The organism is Vibrio sp. STUT-A16 (assembly GCF_026000495.1).
Classification (GTDB): Bacteria; Pseudomonadota; Gammaproteobacteria; order Enterobacterales; family Vibrionaceae; genus Vibrio; species Vibrio diabolicus.
This window is the reverse complement of sequence record NZ_AP026765.1, coordinates 1,612,717-1,631,018: the sequence shown is the minus strand read 5'-3', so window position 1 is coordinate 1,631,018 and position 18,302 is coordinate 1,612,717. Positions and strand designations below refer to the sequence as shown.

Sequence of the window (18,302 nt, the reverse complement as noted above, 5' to 3'; positions counted from 1 at the left end):
CTTTGTTATACGATTTCTCACAACGAGCGCTGAAACTGACCATTTTGAGCTTTGAAACCTAATTTTTCAAACAGAGCTTTAGACCGAAAGTTACCTTCATCAATGTCTGCATACAATTTTTCAATGCCCACAGATTTTGCATGAGAAAATAATAAACTGAGAGCTTCAAACATATAACCTTGTCGCTAATATGATGAATTAAGTAAGCATCCAATTTCGCATGAATGACCGCAATCACTAAAACTATGTAAACCGCAAGTTCCGATAACTTTGTTGGTTGATTGTTCTAAGATTGCCCATTCCAACGATTCACCCGACTTTTCTAATTGGACGACGCTTTCTAGCATCTGAACTATCAGATCTTTCGATGTAAAAACTGGGTCTGAGGCAAATTCCATTGTTTGAATATCACCATAAATTTCAAACAAATCATCAGAATCATTCGTTTGAATTGACCTCAAAACGATTCTACTTCCGTGTAAATCAGGCTTCATTTCTCTCCTTAATCGTATAACGCCCTGTTAAGGGGTGAGCAACTCAATGTCGAAGCTCCCGCATACCACCTTAAACACTAAACCTAACGCATAGCAAAAATGCCCCACGCGTTGCGAATCACTCTTAAACAGTTTGTTAGGCAAATTTTACCTTCGCTACTTTCAATATGTACACAATAATAGTGACCAATAGTGCCCAAGGCATTGCAAACCACCAATAGTATGGTTCCTGGCTATCAGCAAGGTAGTAATTAAAAACTATAATTACACTCACAATTGTCGAAATGACATATGCTCCACCTAAAGCCATACAGATATCTGAGTGATGTTTAGAAAGTTCAAATTCACGCAGTTGAAATACTACAATGAAAAACACAAAAGGACTAAAAAGACAAACTGCGATGTGTAGAAATGAAAGAAGAATTAACCACACAAGTGTCATATGTTTTCCTTTTATTTGTCTAACGCCGCGTTAAGGGGTGCCGGCACGCAATACAAAAGCTACCGCATTGCGCCATAAACACTGAACTCAACGCATACTAAAAATGCCACGCGTGCCAAATCCCTCTTGAACGCTTTGTTATGTGAATTTTTTCAGAGTGTTCAATACACACAACCATTAAATTCAATGACTTGATCGCTTAAAGCATGACTGTCATTATAAGACTTAACCATACCTCCACGGTAGACAAACTGATTCCAATTTTTCTGCTGCACGTCGAAGTAATGGATAGGCAAAACTAACTCCGAATACCCTGAGCTTCGATAAACATCTGGCTCATAAGCGAAGAGAAAAGAATGAGTTACCCCAAAAGACACTAAGCATCGATCGAGTTCTTTCACGATGACTTTAGCTAAGCCCAAACCTCGCTTACTTGGTGTAATGGCAATACCACCAATTATGCCCCCTTTGAAGCTTATTGAGCCCTGCTTCATTAAACGACTATAAGCAAAACCAGTAGCGATAATCTGATTATCGTCTTCAATGAGAATTGCACAGACGAGCTCACGATTGAAAATGAACATGGAATCTTGGCCAAAAACGGAGTTTAGATGAGCATTAAGTTCAGCTTCGTAAGCCCCAATCTGACCACTTTTGACAACTGATATTTTCAAGGTTGACTCCATTCACATAACGCCGCATTAAGGGGTGAACAACGCATTCCACCCAAACTAAACCATTGCGCCGTAAACACTAAAGTTAATTCAAACCAAAACTGCCAAGCGTTGTGAATCCCTCTTGAATGCTTTGTTAGTTGCCAAACCTAAAGCTTTGATTTGAAGTCGATTGCCGTTTTGCCAACACTAGCTATACGTGTTTTAGTAAACTCAAATCAGGCGCAGTTTCAAAGCGCCTGTCACTGAAACCACTTGGAACTTACAACGCCGTAGAAAACGGACTTTGAACACCAAACAAACCTTTTGGAACGACAATGCAACAGAGAGGGCTTTCAACAAACCAATCGGGTTCTGAAATAGAGAACCCGAAACGCACAAGGAACCAAAGCACGATTTTAACAACGCCTAATAACTAGAAATTGAAATACGAAAACCTAGCCAAAAACACACGGACATTAGCCCTAAATATTCTGCTTTAGGTATGTTTTTCCTCGTGGGCAACTAACGCCCAATTAAGGTGTGAGGCACGCAATACCGATGCTGCCGCATACCACCTTAATCCCTAAAACTGACGCGTAGTAAAAATGCCATGCGTGCCGAATCACTCTTAAATTGTTTGTTAGGTGACTTGACTCCAAATATTACACCAACCATTGCATATAGCCGCCCCACCAGAGTTAAGATATGCAACCTAACCCACAAAAAGGAATTATTATGGGAAAACCTGCTGCAACATTAACATCAATGCATATCTGCCCCAAAGTCACCGCTAAAGTTCCGCATGTGGGTGGACCTGTAGTCGTTGGTTCACCCAATGTAAAAATTGGTGGCTTACCTGCGGCTCGAAAAGGGGACCGCCTCATCTGTGTTGGCCCTCCTGATTCCATAAGCAAAGGTTCTGGCTCGGTATTTATAAACGGGAAGCCAGCAGCAAGAATGGGAGACTCAACGAGCCACGGAGGCAAGATTGTCATTGGCAACCCCTCAGTCTTAATTGGTGATAAATATCGCGCCGATAAGCAACCACCACCCAAGACTTTCCATGAAGCAAAATAGCGTTTGGCAGAAGCCAAACCTTATGTCGATGCAGATCGTGAAGGTGGTGCGGCGTTACCGGGTTCTGCGTACTCTACTGCTGACAAAAGAGAGATTGTCCAGAAAGGAAAAAATGAGCCCCTGCTATTTCGTATTATCGAGTCCGAATACAATGAGGATGATGGCTATATTGGCTACAAGCCCGAAGGCGTTACCAAACTAAAATACTGGACAACCACATTTACTCAAGCTGAGCATGGCGATACAGACTCAGAAGCTATCTGCAATGCGGTAGGAATTGAATATAAACCCGACTGCGAATACACCATATTGCTCATCGACCACCAAAAAGCCAATGAAATCGGCGATATGCATAGCTTTATTCCCACCTACGAGAGAATGAGTGAGTTTACGGAGTCTGAATTGTCCACTGAATTTGAAGATAGCCGAGATTTAATTGCACCATGCATGACACCTGAGTTCAGTCGATACTATGAACAAGTCAAAGTATCAGCCGAAGAAGAAGGTATAAAGCTAAAAAAGCAGGAAGACTTTATCGAATATTACCAAGTACTTGGCTTTACCCCGAGCCAGACCGACACCCTCGATGTCCGGCACCAAATAGAACAAGGTTTAGGTGCAAACGAACATTTTCTTGGCAACGGCCTCACCAAAGACATTAACGTAGAATATGAAGCAACCCCATTTGGTTGTATTGATGATAACGAGGAATATGGTCCTCCAGAAACCTTTACGTGGGATAAAAATCCGCAAACACTGGGCACGTTAGAAAAAGCGGGAGCCATAAAGCGAATTAACATCGGGAAAGGAGAAAAAAATGAAGCAATTTAAAGATATAGATCCACTAACGGTATCTCTAGACCCAAACTTGATTGCAACAGTACCGGATGATGAAGAAGCAACAAAAAACTTCTACTTTCTATTGATTGATAACTACATCATCCTCGCAACCGCAAAATACTTTACCAACAAGCGAACCGGAAAAAGTAAATGGTTGCACTACCAAATCGAGTTTCCCAAAAACGGCTTGCGGTGGTTCTTAGACACACTAGAAGATAAGTTTTTTAAAACCGCAGCGGAAGGCGGGTTGCCTAAAGGCAAATTCAACGATGAAGGTATTGTAGATGGTGAGCGGTTAAAGCTAAGGCGTGCTTTTAATGCCGATGGCGAAGGCGGTGGTGGATATGCTTTTATAACATTAGATAGATTCCCTGAGGGAAGAAAAGTTTGTAAATCATACACATTTACAGATTCTCTATTATTTGAACATAGAATGATTGACACGATGAAGGAAATTGCAAAAAAAATCGACTTAGGACAACTGTAACTCCCTTTACCTCCGAATCTTAGCTTCATGGTTCGGAGGCTAAATTTTGATTAGTCACCTAACGCCGCGTTAAGTGGTGAGCAACGTTACCACCCTACCTAAACTATTGTGCCGTAAACACTAATTTCAAAGCAAACCGAAAATGCCAAGCGTTGGGAATCCGACTTAAACGCTTTGTTAGTAGGTCAACTCCAAGGGAGCACCTGTACTTTCTGCCACCTAGCCTTATAGCCATCGGTCATTTTGTTGTAGTTAGTTTCTGTCATTGCCTTTTTGTTAGGTTTAATCAACATATTAAATGCATCATCTAAGCCATAGGGGGTGAACAATTTAATGTTTCCTGCACTATCTAGAGTGAAACCAATAGCAAAGGCAGAAAGCCAAGACTCGATGCCTTGTTCAACTCGCTCATATGCCTGAATGGAACAACCAAACTTCTTAGAATAGCGCTCATGTATTAATGCTTGGTTTTTCACATCAACGTCAACACTATGACTTAACCGCGAGCCAATGCGATTTTTGAACTCGTCTTCAGTTTCAAGGTTAGATCTATCGAAGTAGACAACATCAAAGTCTTTAACTTGAGCAAGAAGCGGTTTCCTGTCGATACTATTCCAGATGATTTGGGTAATAGCACCGCCTGCAATATAGAAGTTTGGCAGCCCTACTTCTTGGCACATCTCAGCTGTTTCGATCAATTCTGGAACTTGCTGAATTAGATGCTTTAGTTTTTGTTTATTCATCCTGACCTACTAACGCCGCATTAAGGGGTGAACAACGCCACCACCCAACCTAAGCTATTGTGCCGTAAACGCTAAAGTTGATTCAAACCAAAACTGCCAAGCGTTGTGAATCCCTCTTGCATGCTTTGTTAGTTGCCAAACTTAAAGATTTGATTTGATGTTAATTGCCGCTTTGCCAACACTAGCTTTACGTGTTTTAAGAAACTCAAATCAGGCGCAGTTTCAAAGCGCCTGTCACTGAAACCACTTGGAACATACAACGCCGTAGAAAACGGGCTAACAACACCAAAAAGCGCCTTGGGACAGACAATGTTACACAGCTAACTTTCAACATATAAATCGGTTTCTGAAACAGAAAAACCAAGCCGTACAAGAAACCAAAGCACGATTTTCACAAACCCAATTAGCTAGAAATTGAAATACGAAAACCTAGCCAAAAACACACGGACATTAGCCCTAAACATTCTGCTTTAGGTACGTTTTCCTCGTTGGCAACTAACGCTCTGTTAAGGGGTGAGCAACGCGATACAAAAGCCGCCGCATATCACCTTAAACGCTAAACTCAACGCATAGTAAAAATGCCACGCGTTGCGAATCCCTCTTAAACAGTTTGTTAGGTTAATGTCTCCAAGTTAGCCCCATAGACATATCTACAACAATTGCCCAAAAAAATAATGCTCCGAAAAGTAGGCAAATCGCGCAGACTAACGGTATGAGCCAGCTATAAAGGAAAGCACTGAAATACGGTATAGATTTAAAAAACTGTTCCGATGCAATAAAGAGTAGTATTCCAACGAACCAAAAAAACGTTAGCCCTAATCCAATTGGTAAGTATCTCCCATCATCAATCGGAGTCCATGTTCCCTCAGTGATCCCTTCGGGTATACCTTTAACTCTTCCCTTTGCTTCAATTACAGGCTTCATATCCGCGTCTTTTGATAAATAAAGTACTGAAATAAAGAACCCTTCTTTTGCTTCGAGTGCATCATCTCCTACAAAATCAAGAGTTATTTGGTTACCATCTCGGATTAACTTTACATCCAGACTTTCACGTGACTTGTTTTGAATCGATGAGTCAATAACTTCTATATCATCATCTTGAAAATGGAAACTAATGGGATTGGATTTCGATACCTGATTAAAGTCTATGTATTGATCACCACTGTTCCATATAGGGATATCAAGCTGAACAATTGAGCTATCAATTGAACCACCCTTCCAACTGATCTCTAACTTAGAATCTGAAGTTGTAGAGTTATAGATAACTGTGGGCTTGATTAAGGAGTAACTTAGCTCCATTGTTTTAGTACCAATAGCATAAAACACATATGCAATCGCGATAGCGAGAAACAAACCAACAACAGGGTTACTAAGCATCGCTTTGATTTTTCGATATAATTCCAAGTTAACTCCTTTAACCTAACGCCCTGCTAAGGGGTGAACAACGCAATACCGATGCCGCCGCAAACCACTTTAATCAACGCATAGTAAAAATGCCACGCGTTGTGAATCCCTCTTAAGCAGTTTGTTAGTACGCTGCCCTTAAAGCCTTTGGCACACGCCAAGATACTGAAATATAGCACGATACTTGTGGCTAAAAACACCGAAGCGAAACGGACAACTGGCAGACTAAAAACCAACGTCAGAACCCGAGTTGGTTAGAAGAAAAACATGCCAAACCACCCTTTTTCATCGTTTTCAAATTAGCAAAGGATTCGGTCTTCAAACTTTAACAGCAGCACCAAAGAAACGCAGCTTTTTCCAAATATTTCCCAATATCAAAGAAGCCACACCAGAGAAATAGCCCAAAAGTTAGAAACCGTAAACACTAAAAGCAAAGCGAAAATTTCACATCTAGTACCACCGGAGCGAACGTGAAAGGCACATTTGAACAGGTGTAAAGAGAGGAAAAGAAACCAATAAACACAGACACTTTTAACCTTTGATGCCAACCCAGTGCTAACGCCCAATTAAGGTGTGAAGCACGCTACCACTACACTTAATTTGACCACCGTAAACACTGAACTAGACCCAAACCCAAAATGCCAAGCGTGCTGAATCACTCTTAAATTGTTTGTTAGCACTCTTTCCCAAACAATGTAGTACTGACTATTTTCAATAAAATTTGACTACAAGGCTCGACAACTGGTACGTACCAACCAGACACAGGGCTGAGGCCAACCTTTTCAGGCTTAAGAACTGCAATGCCAAAACAAAGACGTATTTAGGTGTTCGCCTGATTTTGCTTGCTAGCAGCATCCTCTTCAACTGCCACCATGATTGCTCGACCAGTGTTGAGGAACTCGCTAATTAATTGAGCAAGACTGCTACTTTGAGCCGAACTAGTACCGATCCAGCCACGATTTACCATTCCAGAAAACTCAGTATTTGTTAGATATCTTGGTGAGTTCTTAAACGTAATAAGTCTCCCGCCTCGCTCACCTTTGGGACCACCGGAACCAAGTAAAAATTTCATATAACTGTTAGTTATATACATTCCTGAAATTAATTTTTCGGTCGCAGCATGCAACCCCTTGTTAGGGACCAATTTATAGAGAAAGCCGTCATGATTAAGCCTAAACTCTTCATGACTGGATATAACTGAATTCATTTCCACTTTATTTTGAAACTCGTCTATTCGAGCAATTTCTATATCTAGCTGCTTATCAGGTCTATAATAAAAACCATCAACATTATTTTTTTCTTTCATTAATTTGTACTGAACTAGAACAAAAGAGTGAAAACTCTTATTATAATAGATTAGGTCAACCCCTAAGGTATGCTCTAAGGGATTTTTATTTGCATAGATAACTTCTAAGACTCTACTTCCCTGTTCGAATCTAGAGACTCCCATGTTATGTAAAGAAGCTTTCTCATTTTCCCAATTAAATAGATCATGTTGGATTGCAGACTCTTCTTGGATATAGCGTTCCGGAATACCAGAGAGGAAGGAAACAGCCCCACCTTTAGACAGGTTTAAATCAGCTTCCATAACTTCGTCATCGTAGTTTTCTACATTATCAAGGTTAGGCGCCCAAGACTGAAGAACATCTTTCCTAAGCTCGTTATGACCACTAAAGATATCAAGCGCTGCGCCTAAAGCCTCACGCTCTTGAGTTAGGGTTTCTGCAGCTTCACCTATCAACCTGTACTTTGAAACTGTGGTTATTGATATTAGCCTTTCTATCTCATTAACCAATTCTGGGCGGATTTCTTTTATAGCCGCAATAGTTTCAAACCACGTTTTTTCTGGTAGTCGCCCTCCTCGCCCAGTTGAACTTTTCATAAAGTGCAGCTTTGTATTCGGAGATAGCAACCCTTCTATTTCTCGAATTGGGATAGAGTTCAAGTCAACTAAATCAGAAAACTCAACCCGTGATTTTCCAGTAACTACCCGACTTCCTTTTGTAGCTAAAGCTACAAAATCAATAGTGCGCCCAGTAAAGGATAACAGTACAACTTGAAGCTGTTTAATTTCCCAGTCATTGACACTTAATGCATCAGAAAATCGATGCTCTCTTCGCACTTCACTAAGTAAATAATTTCTTTGGTCTTCATCGAAATGAATTATTAGTCCTACTGATTTAGACATATCAATCCTTATTAGGTACTCTGAGTGCTAACGCCGCATTAAGGTGTGAGCAACGCTACCACGAAACTTAACCAGACCACCATAAACACAAAACCCAACGATGGAATGAAAAATGCCATGCGTTGGGAATCACTCTTAAATGCTTTGTTATTTGAATTTATTATGGGCTACTCTACTTCGATGAAATCATCATCATCAAACTTACCGCCATGTTGTTTCCTGTATTTTTCAAACTCTATATCTGTTTCTAAGTCACCAGTAGGCCAACCAGCATCTAGTTGTGCCAGTATGTCAGATACTGGCGACCAGCCGACAATATCAGAAGTCGTTTTATTCAACCAACATTTACCATCCCAGTATAAGTAGTCATACGAGCCAAAACCACTAAGATGTCTTAATGCAACTAAGTAGACACCAATTTCGCTAGGCTCTGTACCCTCAAACCATGTAGCTTTGATCTTAACTTTACTCATTATTTCTGATTCCTAAATGCTTCCGCCTTATCAATTAACCAACTCATATACTCGGGCCTTCTCGCCTGCGCATGAGCACCATCCACCAAGAAATCGATTATAAAGTAAGTATTGATGCTTGTAGCACCCTCAGTATAAATTAAGACACTATCACTTGTATTACTATGGCCAAGTTTTAGCGTTTTAACTTTATCTAGTATATGAATATGCATTAACCCAGCATCTTCTGCTGCAGGAGCTGGTCTATGATATGGGACTTCTTTACCAAAATATGATACCCGATGACCTTGCTTGTGACGCTTAAAGTCATGAATTAATAAATCTAGGTCTTTGTTAAGTTTTCTTTCCTCACTGAGAGCCCTAGTTACGTATACTTTGACGTCCATGTTTAAACCGTTCCTCTTTTATTTGACTTCTACAAATTCAGTGGAACTTTCACTTTGCCTATTTTTAGCACGCTCAAAGCTCCTTTTTACTCTATTTATTGCAACATAATGAGGGGTGAAACCTTCCTATTTTTTCGCCTTAGGCATTGATTTTTCTTTCATTTTTACTCCATTAAAGTTAAATATCTAAATCTAAATTCCAATAACGCCGCGTTAAGGCGTGACGTAATGCGTGCCACACTGTGAGCGAAGCGAAACTGGCACGCGTTGCGGAATCGCTCTTAAACGCTTTGTTATGTGAATTTACCAACATTTCCACCATATTTTCTTTTTAACTTCCTCACCATCAGACCCATCAGGATATACAACTACTTCTGCTTGTGGGTTAAAAAGGGCAAGTTCATGTTTAACAGCGAGTGATTGAACAAACTCATACACATAATCAGACTTGGGCCAAACTGAGCTTATGATTATATGGCCCGCAGATCTATCGAACTCACAACTCCATGGACAAAAATCAATGTCATCAACTTTGTCGTCCGGAATATCATCAATTTCAGGATGTTTGGCTGTTAAATCACGATAAAGGTCTTCTATTGCTGTATTTTTAGCAACATTACTGCAATTTCCTTGAAGTATCTCAGCGTAAATTTCACTAGCTTCCGAATTAGATACTCGTTTTTCAAGACTTAAAATAGCGATATCAAAACTCATAGTTTCCCTTATTCACATAACGCCCTGTTAAGGGGTGAGCAACGCAATACCGAAGTCGCCGCATGCCACCCTAAACACTAAAACCAACGCATAGTGAAAATGCCACGTGTTGCAAATCCCTCTTAAACAGTTTGTTAGCTGCGTTGTTGAATAAGATCTAAGAAATTAATATCAACATGCCCTTCTTCATCTCTAACTCGGACTCTTTCGTTGAAAAGAGCATCGTCAATATTTGAATTTTCGGCAAAGATTTCCAAAAACAACGGTTTTATCGTTCTGCTCTGAATTGCAACAGCTAGAGCTTCATGAGCAAGGTTAATAAAAAACTCAGTTTTGTCATCGTCATCACTTTCATCAAGAGACCCCAGCACTTCCCAACCTTCAAAGATATCTCGTAACCTTGAGATATTTGAATTACCCACTTCAAAATCGGAGAGAATTATAAAGGGATTAGGAGAACAATTTGGATGACGCTCAAAATCCATGCCTTCTTTACTCCATACATTACAATGTAAATCATAGTGCCAAAAAGCTACCGATAATGTCATATGAGAAAAGGACTTTTGATGAGCGTAAAATTTCAGCTCATCCTTACGACTGGTAAGCAATGTCTTTAACGCACTCTTATAGTACTTGATCAATCTTTTTTTATTGGTGAAAAAGCGCCAAGCAAAAGGAACATGAGCCTTGAGTTCAAGTTCAGAACAAATATTGGTAGTAAGAACCACTGCACGCACGATCAAATCAAATACTCCTTAATAGTTTTTATAGAGAAATTACCTCATAGTGTGAGCAGCTAACGCCTTGTTAAGGTGTGAGGCACGCAATACCTAAGCTTCTGCATACCACCTTAACCACTAAACCTGACGCACAGTAAAAATGCCACGCGTGCCGAATCACTCTTGAACAATTTGTTATGAGGTGCGCTCTCACTGATGTTCAAGTAGTCCCATTTTTTCAGCCGTAGCTAAAGCATTAAAAGGACTACTGATTTCACGAGACATGACTTCAACTTGCCGCTGGTCTAAATGCTCAATTTTTGAATCACTTGGCTTGTCAAAATGGATAAAGCCTTTTAAAACTCCATTTAAAGTAGTGATGTCTGCTTCATCTAATACAGCCTTGAGATTACTAGCCTCAGCTTGAGTGCACTCATAGTCTTTAAGAAAGTGAATGTATAAGAATACTTCTTTTTTATCGTCCAGGCGCAAGCTTTCAAACCATTCAGATTTGGGGAAATCTAATATCGTTTGTTTACCAATTTTGTCGCACTCTTTCCATTTGTCATCCCATACTTTCAAGTAACTCAGCTTATCAACTTGCGCTGAGCAGCCAAAGAGAAGCAGAGGTAATAGATAAGTTAGTCCTTTTTTCATCATAAATCTCTAAGCTAAATAGCGACGCCTCATAACGCTGCATTAAGGGGTGAATAACGCATTCCACCCAACCGAAAACATTGTGCCGTAAACACTAAAGTTAATTCAAACCAAAACTGCCAAGCGTTGTGAATCACTCTTGAATGCTTTGTTAGTTGCCAGACATAAAGCTTTTGATATGAAGTTAATTAACGCTTTGCCAACACCACTTTTATGTGCTTTGAAATACTCAAATCAGGCGCAGTTTCAAAGCGCCTGTCACTGAAACCACTTGGAGCATAAAACACCGTAGAAGACGGGCTAACAACACCAAAAAGCTCATTTGAAAATGACAATGTCACAGAGCTGACTCTCAACTAGTGAATCGATTTCTGAAACATAAAATCCAACCACAAAATAAACCTGAGAACAATTTTCACAAACCCGAACGATTAAAAATTGAAGTACGCAAACCCAACCAAAAACACACTGACTTTAACTCTAAACATTCTGCTTTAGCTGCGTTTTTCTCGTTGGCAACTAACGCTTTGTTAAGGGGTGAACAACGCAATACCGAAGCTACCGCATACCACCTTAAACACAAAAACCAACGCATAGTAAAAATGCCACGCGTTGTGAATCCCTCTTAAACAACTTGTTAGGCGAATTTTCAAAGGTTTATGCGCATATCCGCACAGTTGAATAGACCATCGCCCAAAGTTGGAAACCGTGCATGATTTTTGAGCGTACCATGATTTGAGAAACCTGACTTTTCTAAGACTCTTATACTTGCGATATGCTCAAGAAAGGGGTTGGTTCTTACTTCATTTACACCCAAACTTTTCAAGTATTGCAGACCATAGCGGCACAACTCAGTTGCAATGCCCAGATTACTAAATTGATCTGATATACCAAAGTGAATTTCAGCATATTGCTCATTAAATACGAAAACAACTAAACCGAACACAAAATCATCTGGACTCGTTGCAACACCATACACACAAACTTTGGGGGCATTTTCTGAATAGAGTTGTCGCCATTGTTTAATTTTCGAGAGCGTGGTTTCAACTGTATCGTGGGGCAATGTCGATATGTACTTTGCTGAACTGCTTGAGCCTGAATACATATTGAACAAAGAATTTGCATCAGCTTCTCGAAGCTCTCTGACTCTAAAAATTCCACTTTCGTAGTTCATTGCACCTCCATTCGCCTAACGCCACATTAAGGGGTGAACAACGCATTCCACCCAAACTAAACCATTGTGCCGTAAACACTTAAGCCAATTCAAACCAAAACTGCCAAGCGTTGTGAATCCCTCTTGAATGCTTTGTTAGTTGCCAAGCCTAAAGCTTTGATTTGAAGTTAATTGCCGCTTTGCCAACACTGTTTTTACGTACTTTGAAAAACTCAAATCAGGCGTAATTTCAAAGCGTTTGTCACTGAAACCACTTGGAACACGCAATACCGTATAAAACGAACTGACAACACCAAAAAAGGCCTTTTGGAGAAACAATGCTACAAAGCTGACTTTCAACAAGTAAATCAGCTTCTGAAATGGCAAACCAAACTAGGAAAAGATCGAAGCTCAATTCCCACGAGCCAAGATCCCGAAGTTCGAAGTGCAGAATCGAGTAAAGTACACGAACGATTAGACCTAAACACTCTGTTTTAGCTGCGAGTTTCTCGTTGGCAACTAACGCCGCATTAAGGTGTGAGCGACGCTTAGCTATACTTGAGCGAAGCGAAAGCGCCAAGCGTTGCGAATCACTCTTAAATGCTTTGTTAGCCGAGTTTTATACGACATAGCTCATTAATAGGCTTGCCTACAAAATACTCCCAAACGTGCTTGAATGCTGCATGTTGTGTTGGAAAAGGCGATAACTCTAACGCTTCTTCTAAGCTGCACCATTTAAAATCTGTGTGTTCGTGATTAAGAACGACCTCTTGATTCGCTCGGCACTTAACGACAAAGACTGGGATTACTTCAATAACGTTCGAGTAGGACTCATAAAACTGTTCTAAGAATTGACCATTGTACAGTTCTGCCACTTCAATCTGGGTTTCTTCCTGAAACTCTCGAACGATGGTTTGCCAAGACAACTCGCCTTCTTCCATTGAACCTGCAACATGGCACCAAAAGCCACCTTTCACTCGCTTCATTAGAAGCATCTTTGTTTCACCATTAATTTCCGACAACGCCACACCGGAAACAATTGAATTATTTATTGGAATCATTTTTATACCTAGAAACTACGATAGTCGGCTAACGCCCAATTAAGGTGTGAAGCACGCAATGACCAAGCCGCCGCATGGCACTTCAACACCCAAAACCGCCGCATACCAAAAATGCCACGCGTGCTGAATCACTCTTAAATTGTTTGTTAGGCGACTCAGTACGTTTCAAACTTTATAACACCAATTTCTATTGCTTCTTCATTTACGAGTTTGAACCAAATGTTGTTGGTAATATCAGCAACAGTCATTTCTTCAGATAAATTCAACTTCTGTTTTTCCTCTTCAGTCAATTCCCTTGTCAACCAGAAGCTTTTCACGTAACTATTACTGCCATCATTTGTAAGATCTAAAACTCCTCCTAAAAGGCTTTCAGATTTATTTTTTGAAACACCTAAACAAAATTCACCAATGCAAGTAGGTAACTCTAGCTTGCTTGGGCTACATTTCAATCCTGGATTGTCCAAATGAATACTCATTCTGGTAATAATGGATTGGGCTCCCATTGGACCTGAACTAAAAACTGCATAAATACCATTATCAGAAACATAACAATAACCATTTTCATGGTCACCATATGGGATACTTTGAAGTTGAGATTTACCGAGTTTTTTAGACACGTCATCAATTGTAGATTGATATATTTCAATTCCAACATAATCAGATGGTAAATTTACAGCTGCAACTGACCATAATGGCAATAATAAAAAGAGGAATAATATTCTATACATGACTTCCCTCGCCTAACGCCGCATTAAGGGGTGAACAACACAGCCACCCAACCTAACCCATTGTGCCGTAAACACTAAAGCCGATTCAAACCCAAACTGCCAAGCGTTGTGAATCCCTCTTGAATGCTTTGTTAGTTGCCTAAGCTAAAGCTTTGATTTGAAGTGCATTACCGCTTTGCCAACACTTGCTTTACGTATTTTGGAAAACTCAAATCAGGCGCAGTTTCAAAGCGTTTGTCACTGAAACCACTTGGAACACGCAACGCCGTAGAAAACGAACTAACAACACCAAAAAGACCTTTTGGAGAAACAATGCCACAAAGCTGACTTTCAACAAGTAAATCGGCTTCTGAAACGGCAAACCAAACTAGGAAAAGATCGAAGCTCAATTTCCACGAGCCAAGATCCCGAAGTTCGAAGTGCAGAATCGAGCAAAGCACACGAACGATTATACCTAAACACTCTGTTTTAGCTGCGATTTTCTCGTTGGCAACTAACGCCGCGTTAAGGGGCAGCAACGCGCTGCCACCAAACTTCAATTTACCGCCGTAAACACAAATGCCAAGATTTGAAACAAACTCGCCACGCGTTGACTGTCCCTCTTGAACGCTTTGTTAGCTCCGTGTGCTAAGACTATGTATGGTTCTATTACTATTGGAATTCATCGCCCTGATTTTCTAAGGTTTTATGGCCACACTTTTGACAAACCATATATCTGTCAATTAGGTCTAAAGATGCCCCTACAGGACTAGCTACACCACCAAAGAAACCCTCGAGAAAAGCCTTAAACTGTTCTTTCTTACTTTTACCGTATTTCGAAGGCTTTTGCTTTATTAGTTCCTTATGCTCGGTTTCCTTACCACACTTTTCACAAAATCTAGTACTCACTCAGATACCTCTGACCGATTTATAACATAGGGTTAGATAATCATATAAAGGAATAGCAAAGATTGAGCAGCTTCTAATAATAAGAAACTCTGTATTCAATGATTGGTCAGTGTAAGAGAGCTAACGCCGCATTAAGGTGTGAGCAACGCTACCACGAAACTAAACCTTACCACCGTAAACAAAAAAACCAACGATGGAATGAAAAATGCCATGCGTTGGGAATCACTCTTAAATGCTTTGTTAGCTTAATATAGACTCAGGAGTGCTTTTTACTTTCCAGGCTTTTTACTCTTGCCTTATACGCAAAATAAAAACCAACGAAGAAGAATGCATTCGTAGCCACGAGAGCCAATCCCGCAACCTCGGGTAAATTGTAGCCTGTTATCATTGAAAGAATATAGTACTGAGCACATGCAGCCATAACACACAAAGATAATGGACGAAGAAAAGTAGTACTCGGCGATAACTTTTCTTCAGAGAACATATACTGCATCAATAGCACATGCGAGAAATGAATTGTTGCCAATGACAATATCACTATTAGTATTAAAACTAGCATTACAAATCTTCCGGTTGAAGTAGACCTCTGCGAAGAAGCTCCTTCCGCGCATCTTTTGCATTTAAGTGTGTTTGATAAGCAATTACACTAACCATTACGACCAAGATTGCCGATGCTTTGCCTGCAACTTGTTTGGTCACTCCCAGTCTATTTGCAATCTGCGCAACTGGTGAGCTTGTAACTTGCTTTTTCAACTGAGTCGCAACCTCTTTGGAAGCACTTTTTACCCCTTGTTGCGCTGATGAAAGCAAAAATGCTGATATACCTGCTGCTGTGAGAGGGAGCGAGAAGTCTATGCCAAGACCTTTCAATATATTAGTCACATCCTTGTTGGTATCAAAAAATTCTCTGAGCTCCCGATCAGAAAGTGACCATGAGAACCAGTATGGATTTGCAACCACTTGAGAAACTAAACCATATAGTGAAGCTTTCAATTGGCCATCGTTCAAAGCCAATATTAGCTTCAAAACTTCGGACTGTTTGTTCTTAGGTAACTCTCTATAAAGTACAATTCCTGTAATAATTGTAATTGCATTAGGCTCCTGCCTCATACGAGCTTCGTACTTTTCCATACCAATCAAATACGTGTAGTACTTAACTGGATCTGCGGCAATTTTTGATTTGTGTACTCTCATAAACCCTCCAATATAGATTTTGATAATGCTTAATACAATTATTGGAACTTGAAGACAAATATGCTTACTACTTTTTTGTTTAGTTTCACACAACATTGCAATTTATAAATAGCATAATTGCCTGACTACCTTGTTCAAGAACTTAAATGTTAAGCTAACGCCCTGTTAAGGTGTGAGCAACGCAATACCTAAGCCACCGCATACCACCTTAAACACTAAAACCAACGCATAGTAAAAATGCCACGCGTTGCGAATCACTCTTAAACAGTTTGTTAGCAGCCAAATACGCATTGCTTAAAGAAACATACATGTAGCCATAAAAGCAATGCGAGCTAATTGATAAACAAGAAAGAGTGACTGATTACTAATACTTAAACTAACTGATACCTTAATGTTCATACTTTAAATCCTGTTGTGAAAGTCACAACAGGATAAGTAATCCCCTTCGCTACCTGACATGACACTAAAATCGAAAATTTAAAGAATAGTGTCAGGGGGCCATTCTAATTACTTGCCTCTCGGTTAGATTGGGGATGTCAAAGACTGTAGCTGTAGTAATCGTAACAATATCTCGCAAAGGTTGACCGGTTTGCTCTCTAAGTTGTTGAGTCAGCTTTCGAACGAAATAACTACGTTTGGCATTAGGGTGTTTCGGTTTATCCAACTTAACTGACGTTGAAGATTTAGCACCAGCAGTACCAATATCATCATCTGATTCCATCTTAGCTATATCAGATAAAGCCTCACTCAACAATTTAGGCGAGAGATCTGGCCATGACTTGTAAGATGGTTCAGTTTTCTTATGTTGTTCTGGGTCTATAGTTGGATCGAGTATTTTAAAAGAATGCGCCATGATACTGCTCATCACATGTTTCTGCCTCTTTACTAAATATTGCTCCTGATAGATACGGTCATAAGCACTATGCTGAATTAATTGTTTCAGTTTTAACGCAGTTTCCCTAACCTCAATCAACCAATTGGAATATTCCTTGGGCGTGAGATTGTAAGGTTTCATATCTAAAAACAACAAGGAACACTGCACCATTGAACAAAACAGTGTGGGCTTAATATTGTATTTTGGTAATCGCTCCCACACACTTTTCATATCTTCATAAGTTAGAAGACGCTCTAAGACATCAGCATCATCCGTTTCCGGTTCAAGCATAGGAAATTTACGATACCAGTATTCTACTTCTTCGGCTTTTTCTATCCATTCAGCTATGACTGATTTAGGCGCCCACTTCGGAAAACTGGGTCTTTTCATACTAAAACTTGACATAGATTCTCTACAACTTACCCCGAGTCAATGGTTGGCTGCTAACGCCCTGTTAAGGGGTGAAGCACGCAATACCTATGCCGCCGCATGCCGCCTTAACCACTAAAATCAACGCATACCAATAATGCCACGCGTGCTGAATCCCTCTTGAACAGTTTGTTATGAGCGTACTTACGTTGCCCACTTACCAGACAAAAAGTTTGAAACAAACGAGGATAAGTGCAACTGTGACAAGACCAATCCAACCGATTGTTCGTGTTACTGTTTCCGGTGATTGTGTATTGAAATGCGGAAATAAAATGGCCCCAAAAGATAACAGTGGCACAAAACCGTATAATTGCCCCATTTGTGATGACGTGCCCGAAGGGAAAGGCGGAACAAACAAATACAAAATCGTATACGCAATATAGGCAAGCATTGCAATACACGCTTCCTTTACCGACGTATCACTTTCTCCATACCAAAAGTAGAAAACCACAATGACACAAAAAACAGCCACACTGATCAACAGAACTATCTCCTAATTACCCTTTAGCTCATAACGCCGTGTTAAGTAGTGAGCAACGCTACCACCTAACCTAAACCATTACACCTTAAACACAAAACTCAATTTAAGCTGAGAATGCCACGCGTTGTGAATCTGCCTTAAACGCTTTGTTATGCCTTTGCTTTTGGCTTGCTACAATTTTGAACTTTCTTTGTTTTGAAAAAAGCTCAGATTC

19 protein-coding genes and 4 pseudogenes are annotated in these 18,302 nt (G+C 40.1%); 3 read left to right on the top strand and 20 right to left on the bottom strand.

Annotated elements, in window-relative coordinates; genetic code table 11:
• Positions 1 to 17 precede the first annotated feature (17 nt).
• Positions 18 to 494, bottom strand: a pseudogene (locus OO778_RS07995) (GNAT family N-acetyltransferase).
• Positions 495 to 1,097: 603 nt separating this feature from the next.
• Positions 1,098 to 1,610, bottom strand: coding sequence for a GNAT family N-acetyltransferase (locus OO778_RS07985; RefSeq protein WP_074191378.1), 513 nt, complete (start codon positions 1,608 to 1,610; stop codon positions 1,098 to 1,100).
• 717 nt (positions 1,611 to 2,327) lie between these two features.
• On the opposite strand from OO778_RS07985, the gene OO778_RS07975 reads away from it, so the two are divergent.
• Genes OO778_RS07975 through OO778_RS07965 form a run of 3 tightly spaced genes read left to right on the top strand, consistent with a single transcriptional unit; the run spans position 2,328 to position 3,996 of the window.
• Positions 2,328 to 2,669 carry a PAAR domain-containing protein gene (locus OO778_RS07975; protein ID WP_074191376.1) on the top strand — a complete coding sequence of 114 codons (342 nt, stop codon included), beginning with the start codon at positions 2,328 to 2,330 and terminating at the stop codon, positions 2,667 to 2,669.
• 3 nt (positions 2,670 to 2,672) lie between these two features.
• Positions 2,673 to 3,500: a hypothetical protein gene (locus OO778_RS07970; RefSeq protein ID WP_074191375.1), complete on the top strand. Its 828-nt coding sequence runs from the start codon at positions 2,673 to 2,675 to the stop codon at positions 3,498 to 3,500.
• On the top strand, positions 3,487 to 3,996 hold the full coding sequence (locus OO778_RS07965) for a hypothetical protein (protein ID WP_074191374.1): 510 nt from the start codon (positions 3,487 to 3,489) through the stop codon (positions 3,994 to 3,996). The genes OO778_RS07970 and OO778_RS07965 overlap by 14 nt, the downstream gene beginning before the upstream one ends.
• A 185-nt stretch (positions 3,997 to 4,181) precedes the next feature.
• Here the strand turns inward: OO778_RS07965 and OO778_RS07960 are convergent, their stop codons facing one another.
• The 18 genes and pseudogenes from OO778_RS07960 to OO778_RS07855 all read right to left on the bottom strand — a co-directional run bounded on the left by OO778_RS07960 (position 4,182) and on the right by OO778_RS07855 (position 17,583).
• Positions 4,182 to 4,739: a nucleotidyltransferase family protein gene (locus tag OO778_RS07960; RefSeq protein ID WP_074191373.1), complete on the bottom strand. Its 558-nt coding sequence runs from the start codon at positions 4,737 to 4,739 to the stop codon at positions 4,182 to 4,184.
• Positions 4,740 to 5,245: 506 nt separating this feature from the next.
• Positions 5,246 to 5,348: pseudogene (locus OO778_RS07955) on the bottom strand (DUF3265 domain-containing protein).
• A gap of 9 nt (positions 5,349 to 5,357) precedes the next feature.
• A complete protein-coding gene (locus tag OO778_RS07950; protein ID WP_074191372.1) occupies positions 5,358 to 6,143 on the bottom strand; it encodes a hypothetical protein in 786 nt (261 codons plus the stop codon).
• Positions 6,144 to 6,963: 820 nt separating this feature from the next.
• Positions 6,964 to 8,331 (bottom strand): hypothetical protein, encoded by a 1,368-nt coding sequence (locus tag OO778_RS07940; protein WP_074191371.1) that lies wholly within the window; start codon positions 8,329 to 8,331, stop codon positions 6,964 to 6,966.
• A gap of 167 nt (positions 8,332 to 8,498) precedes the next feature.
• Positions 8,499 to 8,804 carry a hypothetical protein gene (locus tag OO778_RS07935; RefSeq protein WP_074191370.1) on the bottom strand — a complete coding sequence of 102 codons (306 nt, stop codon included), beginning with the start codon at positions 8,802 to 8,804 and terminating at the stop codon, positions 8,499 to 8,501.
• Positions 8,804 to 9,190 (bottom strand): type II toxin-antitoxin system YafO family toxin, encoded by a 387-nt coding sequence (locus OO778_RS07930; RefSeq protein ID WP_074191369.1) that lies wholly within the window; start codon positions 9,188 to 9,190, stop codon positions 8,804 to 8,806. Before OO778_RS07930 ends, OO778_RS07935 begins: the two co-directional genes overlap by 1 nt.
• A 303-nt stretch (positions 9,191 to 9,493) precedes the next feature.
• Positions 9,494 to 9,904 carry a hypothetical protein gene (locus tag OO778_RS07925; protein WP_074191368.1) on the bottom strand — a complete coding sequence of 137 codons (411 nt, stop codon included), beginning with the start codon at positions 9,902 to 9,904 and terminating at the stop codon, positions 9,494 to 9,496.
• Positions 9,905 to 10,038: 134 nt separating this feature from the next.
• Positions 10,039 to 10,647, bottom strand: a complete 609-nt coding sequence (locus tag OO778_RS07915) for a hypothetical protein (protein WP_083612675.1) — start codon at positions 10,645 to 10,647, stop codon at positions 10,039 to 10,041.
• A 186-nt stretch (positions 10,648 to 10,833) separates the two neighbouring features.
• A complete protein-coding gene (locus OO778_RS07905) occupies positions 10,834 to 11,283 on the bottom strand; it encodes a hypothetical protein (protein ID WP_226977463.1) in 450 nt (149 codons plus the stop codon).
• A gap of 527 nt (positions 11,284 to 11,810) precedes the next feature.
• A pseudogene (locus OO778_RS07900) lies at positions 11,811 to 11,913 on the bottom strand (DUF3265 domain-containing protein).
• A gap of 16 nt (positions 11,914 to 11,929) precedes the next feature.
• The gene (locus OO778_RS07895) at positions 11,930 to 12,454 is read right to left on the bottom strand and encodes a GNAT family protein (RefSeq protein ID WP_074191364.1); all 525 of its coding nucleotides are present in this window, start codon (positions 12,452 to 12,454) and stop codon (positions 11,930 to 11,932) included.
• Between the two features lie 587 nt (positions 12,455 to 13,041).
• The gene (locus OO778_RS07890) at positions 13,042 to 13,494 is read right to left on the bottom strand and encodes an NUDIX domain-containing protein (RefSeq protein WP_074191363.1); all 453 of its coding nucleotides are present in this window, start codon (positions 13,492 to 13,494) and stop codon (positions 13,042 to 13,044) included.
• 39 nt (positions 13,495 to 13,533) lie between these two features.
• A pseudogene (locus OO778_RS07885) lies at positions 13,534 to 13,663 on the bottom strand (DUF3265 domain-containing protein).
• The gene (locus OO778_RS07880; protein WP_074191361.1) at positions 13,650 to 14,222 is read right to left on the bottom strand and encodes a hypothetical protein; all 573 of its coding nucleotides are present in this window, start codon (positions 14,220 to 14,222) and stop codon (positions 13,650 to 13,652) included. The pseudogene OO778_RS07885 and the gene OO778_RS07880 overlap by 14 nt, the downstream one beginning before the upstream one ends.
• Before the next feature lie 167 nt (positions 14,223 to 14,389).
• Positions 14,390 to 14,761: a hypothetical protein gene (locus OO778_RS07875; protein ID WP_165616001.1), complete on the bottom strand. Its 372-nt coding sequence runs from the start codon at positions 14,759 to 14,761 to the stop codon at positions 14,390 to 14,392.
• Between the two features lie 112 nt (positions 14,762 to 14,873).
• Complete coding sequence (locus OO778_RS07870) at positions 14,874 to 15,110, bottom strand: hypothetical protein (protein WP_074191360.1); 237 nt, start codon at positions 15,108 to 15,110, stop codon at positions 14,874 to 14,876.
• Between the two features lie 558 nt (positions 15,111 to 15,668).
• The gene (locus OO778_RS07865; RefSeq protein WP_074191359.1) at positions 15,669 to 16,304 is read right to left on the bottom strand and encodes a hypothetical protein; all 636 of its coding nucleotides are present in this window, start codon (positions 16,302 to 16,304) and stop codon (positions 15,669 to 15,671) included.
• Between the two features lie 490 nt (positions 16,305 to 16,794).
• Entirely contained in the window at positions 16,795 to 17,583 is a 789-nt protein-coding gene (locus tag OO778_RS07855; RefSeq protein ID WP_005475702.1) for a hypothetical protein, read from the bottom strand.
• Positions 17,584 to 18,302: the final 719 nt, after the last annotated feature.

Coding starts and splice junctions, on each gene's coding strand:
- OO778_RS07940 (WP_074191371.1), bottom strand. CDS start 8,331: ATGTCTAAATCAGTAGGACTAATAATTCATTTCGATGAAGACCAAAGA.
- OO778_RS07925 (WP_074191368.1), bottom strand. CDS start 9,904: ATGAGTTTTGATATCGCTATTTTAAGTCTTGAAAAACGAGTATCTAAT.
- OO778_RS07930 (WP_074191369.1), bottom strand. CDS start 9,190: ATGGACGTCAAAGTATACGTAACTAGGGCTCTCAGTGAGGAAAGAAAA.
- OO778_RS07905 (WP_226977463.1), bottom strand. CDS start 11,283: ATGATGAAAAAAGGACTAACTTATCTATTACCTCTGCTTCTCTTTGGC.
- OO778_RS07935 (WP_074191370.1), bottom strand. CDS start 8,804: ATGAGTAAAGTTAAGATCAAAGCTACATGGTTTGAGGGTACAGAGCCT.
- OO778_RS07895 (WP_074191364.1), bottom strand. CDS start 12,454: ATGAACTACGAAAGTGGAATTTTTAGAGTCAGAGAGCTTCGAGAAGCT.
- OO778_RS07975 (WP_074191376.1), top strand. CDS start 2,328: ATGGGAAAACCTGCTGCAACATTAACATCAATGCATATCTGCCCCAAA.
- OO778_RS07865 (WP_074191359.1), bottom strand. CDS start 16,304: ATGAGAGTACACAAATCAAAAATTGCCGCAGATCCAGTTAAGTACTAC.
- OO778_RS07890 (WP_074191363.1), bottom strand. CDS start 13,494: ATGATTCCAATAAATAATTCAATTGTTTCCGGTGTGGCGTTGTCGGAA.
- OO778_RS07855 (WP_005475702.1), bottom strand. CDS start 17,583: ATGTCAAGTTTTAGTATGAAAAGACCCAGTTTTCCGAAGTGGGCGCCT.
- OO778_RS07880 (WP_074191361.1), bottom strand. CDS start 14,222: ATGTATAGAATATTATTCCTCTTTTTATTATTGCCATTATGGTCAGTT.
- OO778_RS07965 (WP_074191374.1), top strand. CDS start 3,487: ATGAAGCAATTTAAAGATATAGATCCACTAACGGTATCTCTAGACCCA.
- OO778_RS07960 (WP_074191373.1), bottom strand. CDS start 4,739: ATGAATAAACAAAAACTAAAGCATCTAATTCAGCAAGTTCCAGAATTG.